The sequence below is a fragment of the Amycolatopsis sp. WQ 127309 genome (assembly GCF_023023025.1).
GTDB lineage: Bacteria > Actinomycetota > Actinomycetes > Mycobacteriales > Pseudonocardiaceae > Amycolatopsis.
Window position 1 is genome coordinate 4711788 of record NZ_CP095481.1, and the last position, 15713, is coordinate 4727500.

The following is a 15713-nucleotide window of genomic DNA, read 5'->3' on the forward strand; positions in this document are numbered from 1 at the left end:
ACCCAACCGGACGTCATCCATTCGTGACCTCGACGACGACGGAACCCGACGGTGCCGATGACGCCGAAGCGAAGCCCGACACCCCGCGGCGCCGGCGGTGGCGGCGGATCCGGCGGATCGGTTACTGGAGCTTCGGGCTCCTCGTCGGTGTGCCGCTGATCGCGTTCTGGATCGCCTACCTCGTGCTCGACGTGCGCAGCCCGCAGGAGGTGCTCGCCGGGCTCGACAAGACCGTCGTGCTGAACTACGCCGACGGATCGCCGCTGCTCAAGGTGATTCCGGCCGACGGCGACCGGATGTTCGTGCCCTACGCGCAGGTCCCCTCGAAGCTGCGCGACGCGATCATCGCCACCGAGGACCCGACCTTCTGGGACAACCAGGGTTTCGACCCGACCGGCATCGGCCGCGCGTTCCTCACCGGCGTCGGCGGCGGTTCCGGGATCACCCAGCAGTACATCAAGAAGTCCACCGGCGACGACGACGCCACGGTCGGGCGCAAGTTCGCCGAGCTCGTGCTGGCCACGAAGATCACCCAGGAACAGAGCAAGGAACAGATCTTCGAGAGCTACGTCAACATCATCTCCTTCGGCCGCGGCACGTTCGGGCCCGCCGCGGCGATGAACGCCTACTTCGGCAAGAAGCTCGACGACTCCATGACCTGGAGCGAAGCCGCGTTCCTGGCCGGGATGATCCAGTCGCCGTCGGTGCACGACCCGGCGGCCTCCGGCGACGCGCACGCCGCGCGGCGCTGGCAGTACGTGCACGACAAGCTCGTCGAGCGCGGTTACGTGAAGAGCGACGAAAGCATGGCCTACCCCGGCACGGAGGTCCAGCCACCGTCGGAAACCCGCGCCGGCCGCGTCACCTACGACGAATTCCACGTCAAGCAGCAGGTGCTGGCCGAGCTCGAGCAGGACGGCTTCCCGCTCGGCCGACTCCAGCAGGGCAACATGACGGTCGAGACGACGCTGGACCGGACCGCGCAGGCCGCCGCGACGAAAGCGTTGCAGGACAAGCTGAAGGGCGAGCCGAAGGAGTTCCGCGGCGCCGTCGTCGCCGTCGACCCGAAGACCGGCGCCGTGCGCGCCTACCAGGGCGGTGACCAGGGCGTCCGCGACTACGCGAGCACCCCGCACGCGGCCGGCTCGGCGTTCTACCCGTTCACGCTCGCCGCGGCCCTGCGCCGCGGGTACGGCGTGGACCAGCCGATCCCGTCGCCGGAGAAACAGGAGTTCCTCGGCGAGACCTTCCAGTATCCCGACGTCTGCGGCCCGAAGTGCACGCCGGGCACCGCGATGCGGTCCCAGGCCGACGGCCCGTTCATCGCCATGGCCAGGAAACTCGGCCCGGACGCGCTGAGCGAGGCCGCGCGGCAGGCGGGCATCCCGGAGACCGTCGACGGCGTGCCGACCATGCGGGAGAAGGACGGCTTCCTGATCGGCGCGGGCATCGCGATCGGCCGGTACCCGTTGCGGCCGCTGGACATGGCGGGCGCGTACGCGACTTTCGCCGCCGACGGGCAGCGCGCCACCCCGCACTTCGTGGCGAAGGTGCGCGACGAGAGCGGCGCGGTCGTCTGGGAGCACACCGGCACCGCGCGGCCCGCGTTCGACGACGACGGCGACGCGAGCCGCCGCATCGCGCAGGACGTCACCGCGACGCTGGACACGTCACTGCCGGACGGGCGCCCGGCGGCGCTGCGGTCCGGCGCGGCCGAGCACGGCAACTCCCCGGACAACCAGGACGCCTGGGCCGTCGGCTACACGCCGCAGCTGGCGACCGCGGTCTGGATCGGCTCCGACGACGACCGGCTGCTCAAGGACGCGACCGGCGCCAAGCTCACCGGCGACGTCGTCCCGGCCGGCATCTGGCGCGCGTTCATGGCCGCGGCACACGAAGGGCAGCCGATCCGGCCGCTCGGCGACGCGAAGCGGGGCGTGGCGCTCGCGCCGCCGCCGGAGATCCGCCCGCGACGGTGACGGCTCAGCGGACCAGGGCCAGCAGGAAGCCGTCGTAGCTCTTGCCGCCGACCGTCTGGACGGCGGTCGCGTCCAGCCTCGGTTCGGCGGCGATCAGCTCGGCCATCCGCCGCACGCCCTGGACGTTCGGGTCGGTGCTGCCGGCGTCGACCACCGCGCCGCCGCGCACGACGTTGTCGACGACGATCGTCGTGCCCGGCCGGGACAGCGCCAGGGCCTCGCGGACGTAGTTGTCGAGGTTGGCCTTGTCGGCGTCGATGAACACGAAGTCGAACGGCCCGGTGAGCGTCGGCAGGGTGTCCAGCGCGGCGCCGACCCGGATGTCGACGACCTCTTCGCCGAAGCCCGCGCGCGCCAGGTTCGCCCGCGCGACGTCGGCGTGCTTGGGCTCGTACTCGCAGGTCACCAGCTTGCCGCCGGCCGGGAGCGCGCGGGCCAGCCAGATCGTGCTGTACCCGCCGAGCGTGCCGATCTCCAGGATCGACCGCGCGCCGGCGAGGCGGGCCAGCAGGTTCAGCAGCTTGCCCTGGTTCGGGGCGACGGCGATCGACGGCAGGCCGGCGGCCGCGGAGTCGGCCAGCGCGGCGTCGAGCACCGGATCGGGGCTCAGCACGGCGGCGGCGAAGTAGTCGTCGACCGCGGCCCAGGTGTTGTCGCTCATGGGACCCAACCTAGCGGGATCCACGCCGGTGGGATCATGGCCGGGACGGCCGGGGAGGAAGGTGGACATGGACGACTACCGCGTCGTCGCGGACACCCTCGCCGCCGACGTCGAAGCCGGCCGCCTGCGCCCCGGCGACCGGCTCCCGCCGCAGCGCCGCTTCGCGCGGGAGCGCGGCATCGCGAACTCCACGGCCGCCCGCGTCTACGGCGAGCTGGTCCGGCGCGGCCTGGCCGTCGGCGAGGTCGGCCGCGGCACGTTCATCCGGGCCGCGAAGCCGCCGCCGGAACCCGCGCTCGCCGAGCCCGGCGACGCCCGCGTCGACCTCGAGCTCAACTTCGCCGTGCTGCCGGGGCAGTCCGCGAGCCTCGCCCGCGCGCTGGAACCGTTGCTGCGCCAGGACGTCCTGACCGCGGCCCTGCACCCGATCGGCGCCGCCGGCACCCCGGTCGCGCGTGACGCCGCGGCCGCGCTGCTCACCCGCGGCGACTGGCGCCCGGACCCGGCGACGCTGCTGTTCACCGGCAACGGCCGGCAGGCCATCGCGGCGGCGATCGCCGCGTTCGTGCCGGTGGGGGAGCGGCTCGCGGTCGAGTCGCTGACGTATCCGGTGGTGAAGGGCGTCGCCGCGCGGCTCGGCGTGGAGCTGGTGCCGATCGAGACGGACGACGACGGCCTGGTGCCCGCGGCGCTGCTGGCGGCCGGGCCGGTGCGGGCGCTGTACGTCCAGCCGACGCTGCACAACCCGCTCGGCACGACGATGCCCGCGTCCCGGCGCGCGGCCCTCGCCGAGGTCGTGACGCGGCTGGACCTGCCGGTGATCGAGGACGGCATCTACACCTTCCTGCGCGCCGGCGTCCGCCCGTTCGCCGCGTTCGCGCCGGAGCGGACGGTGTTCGTGGACAGCCTGTCCAAGCGTGTCGCCCCGGGGCTGACGGCGGGGTTCCTGGTGCCGCCGCCGGCGTGGACGGCCCGGCTGGCGTCGGCGGTCCGCTCGGGCGGCTGGGCGGCGCCGCGGTTCGCGGTCGAGGCGGCGACGCAGTGGATCACGACGGGCACCTTGGCGGAGGTGGAGACGGCGAAGCGTGCTGACGCGGCTTCGCGGGCCGCGGTGCTGGCGGGGCGGCTGGCCGGGTTCGACGTCCACGGCGACCCGGCGTCGTACCACCGCTGGTGGGTGCTGCCGGAGCGGTGGCGCGCGGAGACGTTCGTCGCGGCGGCGGCGCGTCGCGGGATCGCGTTGTCCCCGGCGTCGGCGTTCGCGGTGCTGCCCGGGCACGCGCCGAACGCGGTGCGGATCGCGGTGTCGGCGCCGCCTCCCGAAACGCTCGACGCGGCCCTGAAAGTCCTCGCCGAGCTGGCGTCCGGCACGCCCGACGACTTGCTCGTGGACTAGATCACGCAACCATCTCGGCCTGGCGTACGTACTCATAAGAGTGAGGAAGAAATCGCGCGGCCGCCGCGGGCCGAGGCTGGGGGCTGCCGCTGTCGCGGCTGTCGTGGGAGCCGGGCTGGCCTGCGCTTACACCACTTTCGGCGCGTCGCTGATCGCGAGCGCCGACGCTCCGCGTCACACCGCGGTCACCGAAAGCAGAACTACCGGGAGTAGCCCGACGACTCCGGTGCTCAGTCGTCCGGTACCGGATCCCATCCTGCCGTTCAACGCGAAGCTGACTTCCACGGACATCCCGGTCCCCGGCGGCGGTGTCCGCAGCGGTGCCTGCAGCGGCTCGCTCGTCGACGCCCGGTGGGTCGTGACCGCCGGGCACTGCTTCCACGACGTCAACGACGTCCGGGTCGGGGGCAAGCCGCGCTACGACATGACCGTGACGCTCGGGAAGCTCAAGGACAGCGACACCGGCGGCGAGTCGGCGCAGGTCGTCGACGTCCGGCAGTCCGCGGTCAACGACCTCGCCGTGGTGAAGCTCAGCGCGCCCATCACCGGCATCACCCCGCTGAAGCTGGCGACCGAGCCGCCGTCGAAGGGGCAGCCGCTGCGGTTCATCGGCTGGGGCTCGGTCTCGGCCACCGTCGTCGCGCCCTCGGACCACCTCAAGCGCGGTCAGTTCACCGTCGCGAAGATCCGGCAGACCACCCTGGAAGCCGCGCCGGTCGTGACGCGGACCGTCGAGAACAGCCCGTGCAAGGATGACTCGGGCGGCCCGTTCTTCACCTCCGACGACGACCGCACCGGCACCCTCGTGGCCATCGTCAACGACGGCCCGGCGTGCCCCCAGCCCGGGCTCGAGGTCATCGCGCGGGTGGACGTCGTCGCCGGCTGGATCCGGGAGCAGATCGCCGGCGGGTGACTCAGCGCGCGTACTTCCCGACGAAGCTGCCGCAGGTGACCGCTTGCCCGGTGAGCTTCGCCTGGATCGCCTTCTCCAGCCCCAGGTAGTCGAACACCGGGGTGTCGAGCGGGATCTGCGCCGGCACCGGGCCGCCGGTGGCGAGCTGCCGGATCGAGTCCGTCTGGAACAGCACCAGGTAGTCGCCCTCGCGGTTGAGGTCGTCGGCCTCCGCGAGCATGCGCTGCGGGGCGTCGCCGACGATCTCCAGCGGCAGCGGCCACTCCAGCGGGAACGGGTTGCGCAGGCCGAACGCCGGGTAGGCGAACGAGCTGTCCGGCAGGATCGCCGTGCGGCCCGCCGGGAACTCCGCCAGGCAGTCGCGGATCTGCCGGACGTAGGTGAACGTCGAGGGGTTGGTGCGGATCCCGCTCATCGCCGGGGTCACCGCGCCGAGGTCCTCGGTCAGCTTGTCGTGGCTCAGGTCGAGGTAGGCCGCCTGGTCGTGGCGCGCGACGACGACCCAGCCGCACACCGCCACCGCCGTCAGCCCCGCCGTCGCCGTCACCCAGCGCCGCGCCAGCCGCGGCCGCGGCGGAACCACCGCGCTCAGCAACAGCAACGCCGTCAGCGCGAGCGTCCCGGTGAGCAGGGTCGGTGTGTCGTTGCCCCAGGACAGGCTGGTCATGAACCCGGTCGCGAGCACCAGCAGCCCGGCCCACGGCACCTTCCGCGTCACGGCCGCGTTGACCAGCACGCTCACCGCGACGATCCACCACAGCACGTCCGCCCAGCGCGACGAGCCGGTGAACCGGCCGTCGACCACGGTCAGGACCACGGCCGTCGCGCCGGCCAGCACCAGCACCCAGGACGCCACCCGGCCGGCCGCGCCGAGCCGGTCGCCCGGCAGCCGGACCGCGAGCAGCACCACGGCGATCGCGGCGAAGAAGCTCAGCTCCCGCACCGGCGCCCGGGTCAGCACCTCCGGGTCCTCCAGCCACAGCCCGAGCAGCCGCTGGCCGTACGCGGGCACGCCGCCGGTGAGCTGCTCGACCATCTCCGCGAACCCGCCGCCCAGGCTCACCCAGGCCACGTACGCGAGCCCGGGCGCGCCGAGGGACAGCAGGTCGAGGACCAGCCGGCGCCACCAGCGCGCCGTCCGCAGCGCGCCGGCCCGCGTCGACGGGTGCAGCAGCAGCCAGCAGACGCCGATCACCGCGGCCAGCGCGAAGCTCTGCTTGACGAACACCGCGCAGCCGAGCAGGGCCAAGCCGCCGCGGCGGGCGAACGCGTGGCCGCCGCGCAGGCCCGCGTCCAGGGCCCAGGCGCCGCACGCGGTGAGCGCGATGCCGTCGACCGTGTGCCAGGCCATCAGCGGGAACGCGTTGAGGTTGATGAGCGAGGCCGCCGCGACCATCGCCGTCATGCCCGGCCCCCAGGCCAGCACCCGGCGGCGGGTGACCAGCGCGGCGAACCCGATGGTCGCCACGATGATCTCGACCATGGACAGGAAGCTCGAGCCGAAGAACAACGGCATCGGCAGCGCGAAGTCGGCGACGTGCAGCACCGCCGAACCGAGCGGGCGCGCGGAGATGATCTCGGCGTGCGGCACTTCGCCGTGCAGCACCCGCCACGCCTGGGCGAGGATGAAGCCCTGGTCGGACGGGTGGAAGCCGAAGCGGCCGACGCGCAGTTCGGTGGCCAGCGCGAGCAGCACGACCCAGGCGGCGTGCACGCCCCAGCGCAGCAGCGGCCGGGAGCGCGCCGCGGGAGCGGGCTCCGGGGAGGCAGTGGCGCGCACCGGACTCGCCACGTCCACGCCGCCCGCCTTCCGCTCCCGATCACACCCGGGAAGCGATGGTAGCGGCCGGGCCGTCCGCGGATACCGGCCGGACCACCCGCCCCCACCTGCTCGTGAGTGTTCAGGGCGGTTGGAACCGCCCTGAACACTCACAAGACGTCACCCGGTCGTGGTTCGGGCGGTGCCGATCGCGGCGGTCTGATCCGCGAAGGCGGTGCGTTCCCCAGTACTGCGTTCCGGCATTTCGAACTCCCCAGTTCACGTCCGTCCGGATGAACGGAGCACGCGCGAGGGTAGAAGTACCGTCGCCGTAGTGCCAGGGTTTTGCCGGAATTCGCACCGATCACGCACGACGGCGCCAGATCACGCGGGTGATCGCCGCCGCGACGGCCGCCGGCGCGGGCCGGCCCGGCAGCCCGCGGGCCTCCGGCGCCGACTCCCGCGTCGCCCGGTGGGCGAGGTGCGCGGCGAAGCGGGAGAGCCGCGGCGCGACGAGCGTCGCCAGCTCGGCGGCCCGCCCTTCGGGGAGGCTGAGGATCGCGGGCCGCTCTTCGAGGGCCTTGACGACGAGCGCGGCCGCGCGTTCCGGGCTGCTCGACGGGATCCCGCGGTAGCCGGTCGGCGCGATCATCGGCGTCCGCACCAGCGGCATCCGGACGGAGGTGAAGGTGACGCCGTCCGAGAGCGTCTCGCGCCCGGCGGTCAGGCCGAACTGCTCCAGGGCCGCTTTCGAGGCCAGGTAGGCGGAGAAGCGCGGGGTGTCGGTCTGCAGGCCCATGGTGGTGACGTTGACGACGTGGCCGAAGTGCCGCCGCGCCATCGACGGCAGCAGCCCGAGGATGAGCCGCACGGGGCCGAAGTAGTTGATCGCCATCGTGCGCTCGTAGTCGTGGAACCGTTCCGTGGACAGCGAAACCGAGCGCCGGATCGATCGGCCGGCGTTGTTGACCAGCATGTCGACGGCGCCGTGGTCGCTCAGCACGTCCTTGACCAGCGCGTCGACCGCGTCGCCGTCGGTGAGGTCGCACGGGTAGGCCGCCGCGATGCCGCCCGCGGCCGTGATCTCGCTGCGGACGTCCTCCAGTTCGTCGGCACGCCGGGCCACGAGGAGCACCTTCGCGCCCTTGCGGGCCACGGCGAGCGCCGACGCGCGGCCGATGCCGGACGACGAGCCGGTGATCAGCACCGTCCGTCCGGCCAGGCCGTGGGTGCGGCGGGCGCGGTCGGGGTCGAGGTGCGCCCGCCAGAAGCGGTAGAGCGGCGCGGCGTAGTCGCGCAGCTCCGGGAGCTGGATGCCGCTGCCGAACAGCGCCGTCGTCGTGCGCGCGGTGTCGAAGACGACCTCGGTGCTCAGGTGCGGCAGGACTTCGAGCGGGACGTCCAGCTCGTCGAGGACGGCGGCCCGCGTCGCGCGCCCGCCGGGCACGCGGTCGACCCCGGCGGCGGCCGCGTGCGCGAGCCGGGTGCCCGCCCGCCGCAGCACGTTCGACGGCTTCGCGGGCAGCACGGCCCGGATCGCCGGCCCGCCCGCGACGCGCGCGAAGGCGTTGTAGACGGAGTTCAGCGACTGCGGGCGCGCGGCGGCGAGGTGGTAGGTCGCCCCGGCCGGCGCGTCCCGGTGCATCAGGTGTTCCATCGCCTCGACGACGTAGTCGACCGGCACCAGGTTGGTCGCGCCGAGGTCGGGCGCGGCCAGCGGGAGACGCCGGGGCAGCGCCGCCAGCCGCGAGATCGCGGGCAGGAAGTAGTACGGGCCGTCGATCTTGTCCATCTCGCCGGTGCGCGAGTCGCCGACGACGGCCGAGGGCCGGTAGACGCGGTAGGGCAGCGGCTGCTCGCGGACGAGCTTCTCGGCCTGGAACTTCGTCGCGTGGTACGGCGACCCGAAGTGCTGGCCGAGGTCGAAGTCGGCCTCGGTGAAGCGCCCGGCGTGATCGCCCGCGACGGCGATCGAGGACACGTGGTGCACGAGCCCCGCCCCGGCCGTCGCGGCGAAGGCGAGCAGGTGCCGGGTGCCCTCGACGTTGGCGCGCCGGTTGGTCTCCTCGTCCGCGGTGAAGTCGTAGACCGCCGCGAGGTGGACGACGTGGTCCAGGTGCGGCAGCCCGTCGGCGTCGACGCCCAGTCGCGGCTCGGTCAGGTCGCCGACCGCGGGATGCAGCTTGCCGGCGTTCGCCCAGCCCTCCGCGAGCACCGACAGCCGCTCCCGCGAGGTCTCCCGCACGAGCGCGTACACCGCGGACGTCTCCGGTCGCCGCAGCAGCCGGGCGACCAGGCGTTTCCCGAGGAAACCCGTCGCGCCCGTCACGAAGTAGGTGGTCATGGCCGGCCCCTCGCACTCGACGTCGTCGGGCCGACTCTAACCTACTGGAAAGTAGGAACGGTAGTTGTCAGGTTTCCACCTTGTCGTCCGCCGTCGCCACGATGGCGTCACGCAGGGCGGCCCGCAGCCGTCCCACGTCCAGCGGCCCGAGCACCGCCGCCTCGCCCGGTGGCGCGACGAGCACCACCTTGTCGTTGCTGACGAACACCGTCACGTCCCTGCGCCTGCCGGCCAGATCCCGGCAGGTGACCGACCACTCGCCCCGACTCATGGTCGCCGCCTCCGATTCCCTCGACGTTCTGCTTCGTGCGGGGGTGGGAGACCCGCGCCACGGCGCCATGACGCCGGTTCACCCGATCCGCCTACTCGCGAGTTTTCCCTTGCGGAACGAGGGGTTCCGGCGTACCGGGATGTGGTGCGGCGGGTTCCGGAGTAGGTTCGCGCCAGGATTTGCTGTCGCCGGTGGAGGTCAGGATGTCGGAGCCGCGGAAGATCGTCGTCGTCGGAGCGGGCCTGGGCGGTGCGTCCGCCGCGGCCGCGTTGCGCGAACGCGGTTACCCCGGCGAAGTCCTGCTGATGGGGTCCGATCCGCACCGGCCGTACGAGCTGCCGCCGCTGTCGAAGGGCGTCCTGCTCGGCACCACCGACGAACCCGATTGGGTGCACGAAGAGAAGTACTACGCGGAGAAGGACATCCGGTTCACCCCCGGTGTCACCGCGACTCGCGTCGAGCTGGGCGCGCGGCTGGTCCTGGACGACGCGGGCGGCGAGCACCGCTACGACCGCCTCGTGCTGGCCACCGGCTCGCGCCCGAAGGCCCTCCCGGTCCCCGGCGGCGACCTGCCGGGTCTCTACACGCTGCGCAGCCTCGACGACGCGCTCAAGCTGCGGTCCGCGTTCGCCGAGGCGGAGCGCGTGGTCGTGATCGGCGCCGGCTGGATCGGCTCGGAAGCCGCCGCGGCCGCCCGCTCGCACGACGCGGACGTCACGGTGGTGGACCCGGTCGCGGTCCCGCTCTCGACGGTCATCGGCGAGACGATCGGCGGGGTGTTCCGGGACCTGCACACGGAAAACGGCGTCCACTGGCGCCTGGGCGAGCAGGTCGCGGAGATCACGGGCGGCCCGGACGGCGTCCGCGGCGTCAAGCTGGGCAACGGCGACGAGCTGCCGGCGGACGTGGTCCTGGTGGCGGTCGGCGCGGCCCCGCGGGTCGAGCTGGCCCACGCGGCGGGCCTGGAGCTGTCCGACGACGGCGGCGTCGCGGTGGACGCGGGCCTGCGCACCGCGGCCCCGGACGTCTACGCGGTCGGCGACATCGCGGCCCACTTCCACCCGCGCTACGGCCGCCGCATCCGCGTGGAGCACTGGCAGAACGCGAAGGACCAGGGCACGCACGTGGCGCAGAACCTGCTGGGGGAGAACGAGCCCTACCTGGCGTCGCCGTACTTCTTCACCGACCAGTACGACCTGGGCTGCGAGTACCGCGGCCTGGCGGATCCGGCGGCGGACGAGCTGGTGGTGCGGGGCGACCTCGCGTCGCGGGAGTTCACGGCGTTCTGGCTCCGCGATGGCGAAGTGGCGGCGGCGATGAACGTGAACATGTGGGACGACGGCGACGCCCTGAGCGCGCTGGTCGACGGCCGCACGAAGGTGACGGCGGAGCAGCTCGAGACGGGCGATCTGGCGGACCTCGGCTGAGGGTCAAGCCCGCTCAGATGAACAACACTCCCGCTTGGCTGACCATCGCTGTCGCCGGCATGACAGCGGTGGTCGCCCTCCTGACGGCGTCGATCACCACGTGGTTGACGACGAGAAGCGCGAACAAGAGATCCGCGACCGAGCTGGAGCAGCAACGGGAGCGGTTCGCCCAGGAACTCGAGCATCAGCGTGAGCTGGAACGTCGGAAGCTCCTGTTCGGGTTGAGGTCGGAGCTCTACCTGAAGATCACCCAGGTGTTCGCGGACGCCGTGACCGCGCTTTCCGTCTCTCGTTCCGGTCAGTCCGATGGCAACGCGGAGACCGCTCTCGAGCTGGCCGGCGCGCTGCGCAGGTTGCAGGACCTGGTCACCTCGTGCGCCATCGTCGCTTCCGAGGACGTCACGTCGGCCGCTCGCAGCTTCGGTGGCCGGCTCCGGGCGACGCGGGACTGGCTCGCCCGGCCGGACATGAAGCTGCGGGGACGGAACTTCGACGACGTGTGGGACCCCGCCGTGGACGCGTTCGAGCTGCTCACGAACGCCATGCGCGTCGACCTGGGATCGATCGACGACAGCTCGAAAGAGGTGGGCAACCGGCTCAAGACACCGGATCCGGCCTGACCACCGGCCGGGTGAGCGTCAGGAACGCCACCAGCGCCAGCAGCGCGAACCCGGCGATGGTCGCCGCCATCGGGACGGCCGTTCCCGGGCCGCCCAAGCCCACCAGCGGTGTGGCCACTCCGCCGACCACGAACTGCAGCACGCCCAGCAACGCCGACGCCGCGCCCGCCGAGCGGGCGTGTTCGGCCAGGGCCAGGGAACTCGCGTTCGGCATCACCAGGCCGATGCTCGACACCAGCAGGAACAACGACACCAGCAGCGCGGCCAGCGGCAGGTGCGCCAGCGCCGACACCAGCACCAGGACGCCGCCGAGTGCGCCGAGGAGGAGACCGGCGAGCAGCAGCGTGCGCTCGGGAACCCGGCCCACCAGCCGGCCGTTGAGCTGGCCCGCCAGCACGATGCCGACGCCGTTGGCGCCGAAGACCACGCTGTAGGCCTGTGGGCTCAACCCGTACACCCCCTGCAGCGCGAACGACGACCCCGAGATGTAGGCGAACATCGACGCGAACAGCAGGCCGGACGCCAGCGCGTAGCCCGCGAACGTCCGGTCCACCGCCAGCCGCCCGTACGTCTTCATCACCCGGCCGAGACGCGCCGGTGAGCGCCGGGAAACCGGCAGCGGCTCGGGGAGCGCGAAAGCCACCACGGCCAGCAACACGGCGCCGAACACCGTCAGCACGACGAACACCCCGCGCCACGACGTCCAGTTCAGCAGCTGGCCGCCGATCAGCGGGGCGAGGATCGGGGCCAGGCCGCTGACCAGCATCAGCGTCGAGAAGAACTTCGTCATCGCGGTGCCGGAGTACAGGTCGCGCACGGCGGCGCGGGCGATCACGATGCCCGCGGCGGCGCCGAGGGACTGGATGCCCCGGGCGGCGACGAGCAGCCACGCGTCCGGGCTGACCGCGCACAGCACCGAGCCCACGACGTACAGGACCAGCCCCACGAGGAGCGGCCCGCGCCGGCCGAGCGCGTCCGACAGCGGCCCGAGCACCAGCTGGCCGACCGCGAGGCCGACGATGAACGCGCTGAGCGTCAGCTGCACCGTGGTGTCCGCGGCGTGCAGGTCGCCCGCCATCTGCGGCAGCGCCGGCAGGTACATGTCGATGGACAGGGGCCCGAACGCCGAGAGCCCGCCCAGGATCAGGACGAACTTCAGCTGCGCGCGCCGGGTGGGCGCGGCAGGTTCCGCCGTGTCGGTCATGCGCCTCCTCGAGTTACCCAAAGGAGCAGCGACGCGGTCATCGGGCCTATTCCGCCTGTGACTGGTGACACCCCGTGCTCGTCCGGGCCCCCACCGCCACTGATCCGACCATTTTCGCGCCGATTGTGCGACGGCTCTGGATCGGAGGCCTCGTCTGCGATATACATCGGATGTCTGGTCGGGCTGGTGAAGGGAAACATCCGTGCAGCTGGTACGCCTCGGAGAGCCGGGAAGCGAGCGTCCGTACGTCCGCGCCGACGACGGTACGACCTACGGGCTGAGCGGGCTGACCGCCGACGTCGACGGCGGGTTCCTCGCCACCGGCGGCCTCGCCCGGGTGGCCGCCGCGCTCGCCGCCGGGGAGCTGCCGGCGGAAGACGTCACGGGCCTGCGCGTCGGCTCGCCGATCGCCCAGCCGGGCAAGGTCGTCTGCATCGGGATGAACTACCGCCGCCACGCCGAGGAGACCGGCGCGACGCCGCCGACCGAGCCCGTCGTGTTCATGAAGGCGCCGGACGTCGTGGTCGGCCCCGGCGACGACGTCCTCATCCCGCGCAGGTCGGTCAGCACCGACTGGGAGGTCGAGCTCGGCGTCGTCATCGGCACGACCGCCCGCTACCTCGACAGCGTCGAGGAGGCCCTGGACCACGTCGCCGGGTACGTCGTCTCGAACGACGTTTCCGAGCGTGCGCTGCAGTTCAGCACCGCCCAGTGGGACAAGGGCAAGTCCTGCGAGAACTTCAACCCGCTCGGCCCGGCACTCGTGCCCGCGGCGCAGGTGCCCGATCCGCAGGACCTCGGCCTGCGGCTGTGGGTCAACGGCGAGAAGAAGCAGGACTCGTCGACCAAGGACATGATCTTCTCCGTGGCCGAGATCATCCACCACCTGAGCCAGGTGATGGTGCTGCGCCCCGGCGACCTGATCAACACCGGCACGCCCGAAGGCGTCGCGCTCGGCCAGCCCGACCCGAAGCCGTACCTGCGCGACGGCGACGTGATCGAGCTGGAGATCGACGGCCTCGGCCGGCAGCGCCAGACCGCGAGGCAGGCCTGACCATGGCGAAGATCATCGGCATGGAGGTCCTCGACGTCCGGTTCCCGACGTCGCGGGAGCTCGACGGCTCCGACGCGATGAACCCCGACCCGGACTACTCCGCGGCCTACGTCGTGCTGCACACCGACGGCGGCCCGGACGGCTACGGCCTCGCGTTCACCATCGGCCGCGGCAACGACGTCCAGGCCGCCGCGATCCGCGCGCTCGCGCCGCACGTCGTCGGCCGCGACGTCCCGGCGGACGCGGCCGCGCTCGGCGACCTGTCGCGCACGCTCGTCGGCGACTCGCAGTTCCGCTGGCTGGGCCCGGAAAAGGGCGTCGCGCACATGGCGGTCGGCGCGGTCGTCAACGCCGCGTGGGACCTCGCCGCGCGCCGCGCCGGCCTCCCGGTCTGGAAGTTCGCGGCCCGGATGACGCCCGAAGAGCTGGTGTCGCTCGTCGACTTCCGGTACCTGAGTGACGCGCTCACCGAGGCCGAAGCCCTCGACATCCTGCGTGCCGCCGAGCCCGGCCGGGCCGAGCGGGTCGCGCAGCTGGAAGCCACCGGCTACCGCGCCTACAGCACGTCTCCCGGCTGGCTCGGGTACGCCGACGCGAAGCTGGTCCGGCTGTCCGAACAGGCCGTCGCGGACGGCTTCGACATGATCAAGCTCAAGGTCGGCGGCAACCTCGACGACGACGTCCGGCGGATGAAACTCGCCCGCGAGACGGTCGGCGACGACATCCGCATCGCCGTCGACGCCAACCAGCGCTGGGACGTCTCCGCCGCGATCACCTGGATGACCGCGCTGGCGCCGTACGACCCGTACTGGATCGAAGAACCGACGTCCCCGGACGACATCCTCGGCCACGCCGCCATCGCGAAAGCGCTTGCGCCGATCCGCGTCGCCACCGGCGAGCACGTCCAGAACCGCGTGATGTTCAAGCAGCTCCTGCAGGCGAACGCGATCTCCGTGCTCCAACTGGACGCCGCCCGCGTCGGCGGGTTCAACGAGAACCTGGCGATCCTGTTGCTGGCCGCCAAGTTCGGTGTCCCGGTGTGCCCGCACGCCGGCGGCGTCGGGCTCTGCGAGCTCGTGCGGCACCTGTCGCTGTTCGACTTCGTCGCGGTGTCGGCGTCGGACACCGACCGCACCATCGAGTGGGTCGACCACCTGCACGAGCACTTCACCGACCCGGCCGTCGTGCAGCGCGGCCGGTACCTCGCCCCGACCGCCCCCGGGTTCTCCGCGCGCATGCACGACGCCACGCTGCGCCGGTTCCGCTTCCCGGACGGTCCCGAGTGGACGGAGACCGCAAGTGAGTGAATTCGAGGGCCTGGTGGCCGCCGTCACCGGAGGCGCCTCGGGGATCGGCCTGGCGACGGCGACCCTGCTGGCCGAACGCGGCGCCCAGGTGGCGGTGCTCGACCTCAAACCGGGCGACGACGGCTTCCGCTGTGACGTCTCCTCGGACGACGAGGTGCGCACCGCGATCGACGCCGTCGTGGAACGCTTCGGGCGGCTCGACATCCTCGTCAACAACGCCGGCATCGGCGCGCAGGGCGACGTCACCGCCAACGGCGACGACGAGTGGCACCGCGTGTTCGACGTCAACGTCGTCGGCATGGTCCGGCTCGCCCGGGCCGCGTTGCCGCACCTCAGGAACTCGCCGTCCGCGGCGATCGTCAACACCTGCTCCATCGCGGCCTGGGCCGGCCTGCCCAGCCGCGCGCTCTACTCGGCCAGCAAGGGTGCGGTGCTCTCGCTGACCCTGGCCATGGCGACCGACCACCTGCCCGACCGGATCCGCGTCAACTGCGTGTGCCCGGGCACGGCGGACACCCCCTGGGTGGGCCGGCTGCTCGACTCCGCCGGCGACCCGGCGGCCGAACGCGCGGCGCTCGCCGCGCGCCAGCCGATGGGCCGGCTGGTCACCGCCGACGAGGTCGCGAACGCGATCGTCTACCTCGCCAGCCCGCTGTCCGCTTCGACCACCGGCACCGCGCTCGCGGTCGACGGTGGCATGTACGGCCTGCGCCCGCGCGGCCCCGTTCAGCAGTAACAGACTTTTTCGCTGTCATCAAGGAGGATGCGGTGCACAACA

Annotated in this window: 13 protein-coding genes; 8 read left to right on the forward strand and 5 right to left on the reverse strand. The window is 72.6% G+C overall.

The features are described from left to right. Nucleotides 1-23: 23 nt before the first annotated feature. On the forward strand, nucleotides 24-1979 hold the full coding sequence (locus tag MUY22_RS22220; protein WP_371827633.1) for a transglycosylase domain-containing protein: 1956 nt from the start codon (nucleotides 24-26) through the stop codon (nucleotides 1977-1979). A 4-nt stretch (nucleotides 1980-1983) separates the two neighbouring features. Here MUY22_RS22220 and MUY22_RS22225 read toward each other — a convergent pair whose 3' ends face one another. Continuing rightward, nucleotides 1984-2640, reverse strand: a complete 657-nt coding sequence (locus tag MUY22_RS22225; protein ID WP_247062198.1) for an O-methyltransferase — start codon at nucleotides 2638-2640, stop codon at nucleotides 1984-1986. Nucleotides 2641-2707: 67 nt separating this feature from the next. Here MUY22_RS22225 and MUY22_RS22230 point away from each other — a divergent pair, with 67 nt between their 5' ends. Next, entirely contained in the window at nucleotides 2708-4036 is a 1329-nt protein-coding gene (locus tag MUY22_RS22230) for a PLP-dependent aminotransferase family protein (protein ID WP_247062200.1), read from the forward strand. A 226-nt stretch (nucleotides 4037-4262) separates the two neighbouring features. Beyond that, complete coding sequence (locus MUY22_RS22235; protein ID WP_247062202.1) at nucleotides 4263-4949, forward strand: trypsin-like serine protease; 687 nt, start codon at nucleotides 4263-4265, stop codon at nucleotides 4947-4949. 1 nt (nucleotide 4950) lies between these two features. On the opposite strand, the gene MUY22_RS22240 is transcribed toward MUY22_RS22235, so the two are convergent. From MUY22_RS22240 to MUY22_RS22250, 3 genes are all read right to left on the reverse strand, one after another. Further along, nucleotides 4951-6747, reverse strand: a complete 1797-nt coding sequence (locus MUY22_RS22240) for a hypothetical protein (RefSeq protein ID WP_247062204.1) — start codon at nucleotides 6745-6747, stop codon at nucleotides 4951-4953. Between the two features lie 325 nt (nucleotides 6748-7072). After that, complete coding sequence (locus MUY22_RS22245) at nucleotides 7073-9052, reverse strand: SDR family oxidoreductase (protein WP_247062206.1); 1980 nt, start codon at nucleotides 9050-9052, stop codon at nucleotides 7073-7075. A gap of 67 nt (nucleotides 9053-9119) precedes the next feature. Next, complete coding sequence (locus MUY22_RS22250) at nucleotides 9120-9323, reverse strand: hypothetical protein (RefSeq protein ID WP_247062208.1); 204 nt, start codon at nucleotides 9321-9323, stop codon at nucleotides 9120-9122. Nucleotides 9324-9526: 203 nt separating this feature from the next. Between MUY22_RS22250 and MUY22_RS22255 the strand changes: the two genes are divergently transcribed. After that, a complete protein-coding gene (locus tag MUY22_RS22255; RefSeq protein ID WP_247062210.1) occupies nucleotides 9527-10750 on the forward strand; it encodes an NAD(P)/FAD-dependent oxidoreductase in 1224 nt (407 codons plus the stop codon). A gap of 17 nt (nucleotides 10751-10767) precedes the next feature. Then, nucleotides 10768-11370: a hypothetical protein gene (locus tag MUY22_RS22260; RefSeq protein ID WP_247062212.1), complete on the forward strand. Its 603-nt coding sequence runs from the start codon at nucleotides 10768-10770 to the stop codon at nucleotides 11368-11370. Here MUY22_RS22260 and MUY22_RS22265 read toward each other — a convergent pair. Next, nucleotides 11348-12574 carry a multidrug effflux MFS transporter gene (locus MUY22_RS22265; RefSeq protein ID WP_247062214.1) on the reverse strand — a complete coding sequence of 409 codons (1227 nt, stop codon included), beginning with the start codon at nucleotides 12572-12574 and terminating at the stop codon, nucleotides 11348-11350. The genes MUY22_RS22260 and MUY22_RS22265 overlap by 23 nt on opposite strands. Before the next feature lie 202 nt (nucleotides 12575-12776). Here MUY22_RS22265 and MUY22_RS22270 point away from each other — a divergent pair, with 202 nt between their 5' ends. From MUY22_RS22270 to MUY22_RS22280, 3 genes are read left to right on the forward strand one after another with little or no spacing between them, the layout of a single operon-like run. After that, nucleotides 12777-13628, forward strand: coding sequence for a fumarylacetoacetate hydrolase family protein (locus MUY22_RS22270; RefSeq protein WP_247062215.1), 852 nt, complete (start codon nucleotides 12777-12779; stop codon nucleotides 13626-13628). A gap of 2 nt (nucleotides 13629-13630) precedes the next feature. Continuing rightward, nucleotides 13631-14935 (forward strand): enolase C-terminal domain-like protein, encoded by a 1305-nt coding sequence (locus tag MUY22_RS22275; protein ID WP_247062216.1) that lies wholly within the window; start codon nucleotides 13631-13633, stop codon nucleotides 14933-14935. Further along, nucleotides 14928-15671 (forward strand): SDR family NAD(P)-dependent oxidoreductase, encoded by a 744-nt coding sequence (locus tag MUY22_RS22280; protein WP_247062217.1) that lies wholly within the window; start codon nucleotides 14928-14930, stop codon nucleotides 15669-15671. Before MUY22_RS22275 ends, MUY22_RS22280 begins: the two co-directional genes overlap by 8 nt. Nucleotides 15672-15713 lie beyond the last annotated feature (42 nt).

Excerpts from the sequence above, each read along its gene's own strand:
- MUY22_RS22225 (WP_247062198.1), bottom strand. The coding sequence starts at position 2,640 with ATGAGCGACAACACCTGGGCCGCGGTCGACGACTACTTCGCCGCCGCC.
- MUY22_RS22230 (WP_247062200.1), top strand. The coding sequence starts at position 2,708 with ATGGACGACTACCGCGTCGTCGCGGACACCCTCGCCGCCGACGTCGAA.
- MUY22_RS22245 (WP_247062206.1), bottom strand. The coding sequence starts at position 9,052 with ATGACCACCTACTTCGTGACGGGCGCGACGGGTTTCCTCGGGAAACGC.
- MUY22_RS22250 (WP_247062208.1), bottom strand. The coding sequence starts at position 9,323 with ATGAGTCGGGGCGAGTGGTCGGTCACCTGCCGGGATCTGGCCGGCAGG.
- MUY22_RS22255 (WP_247062210.1), top strand. The coding sequence starts at position 9,527 with ATGTCGGAGCCGCGGAAGATCGTCGTCGTCGGAGCGGGCCTGGGCGGT.
- MUY22_RS22260 (WP_247062212.1), top strand. The coding sequence starts at position 10,768 with ATGAACAACACTCCCGCTTGGCTGACCATCGCTGTCGCCGGCATGACA.
- MUY22_RS22265 (WP_247062214.1), bottom strand. The coding sequence starts at position 12,574 with ATGACCGACACGGCGGAACCTGCCGCGCCCACCCGGCGCGCGCAGCTG.
- MUY22_RS22275 (WP_247062216.1), top strand. The coding sequence starts at position 13,631 with ATGGCGAAGATCATCGGCATGGAGGTCCTCGACGTCCGGTTCCCGACG.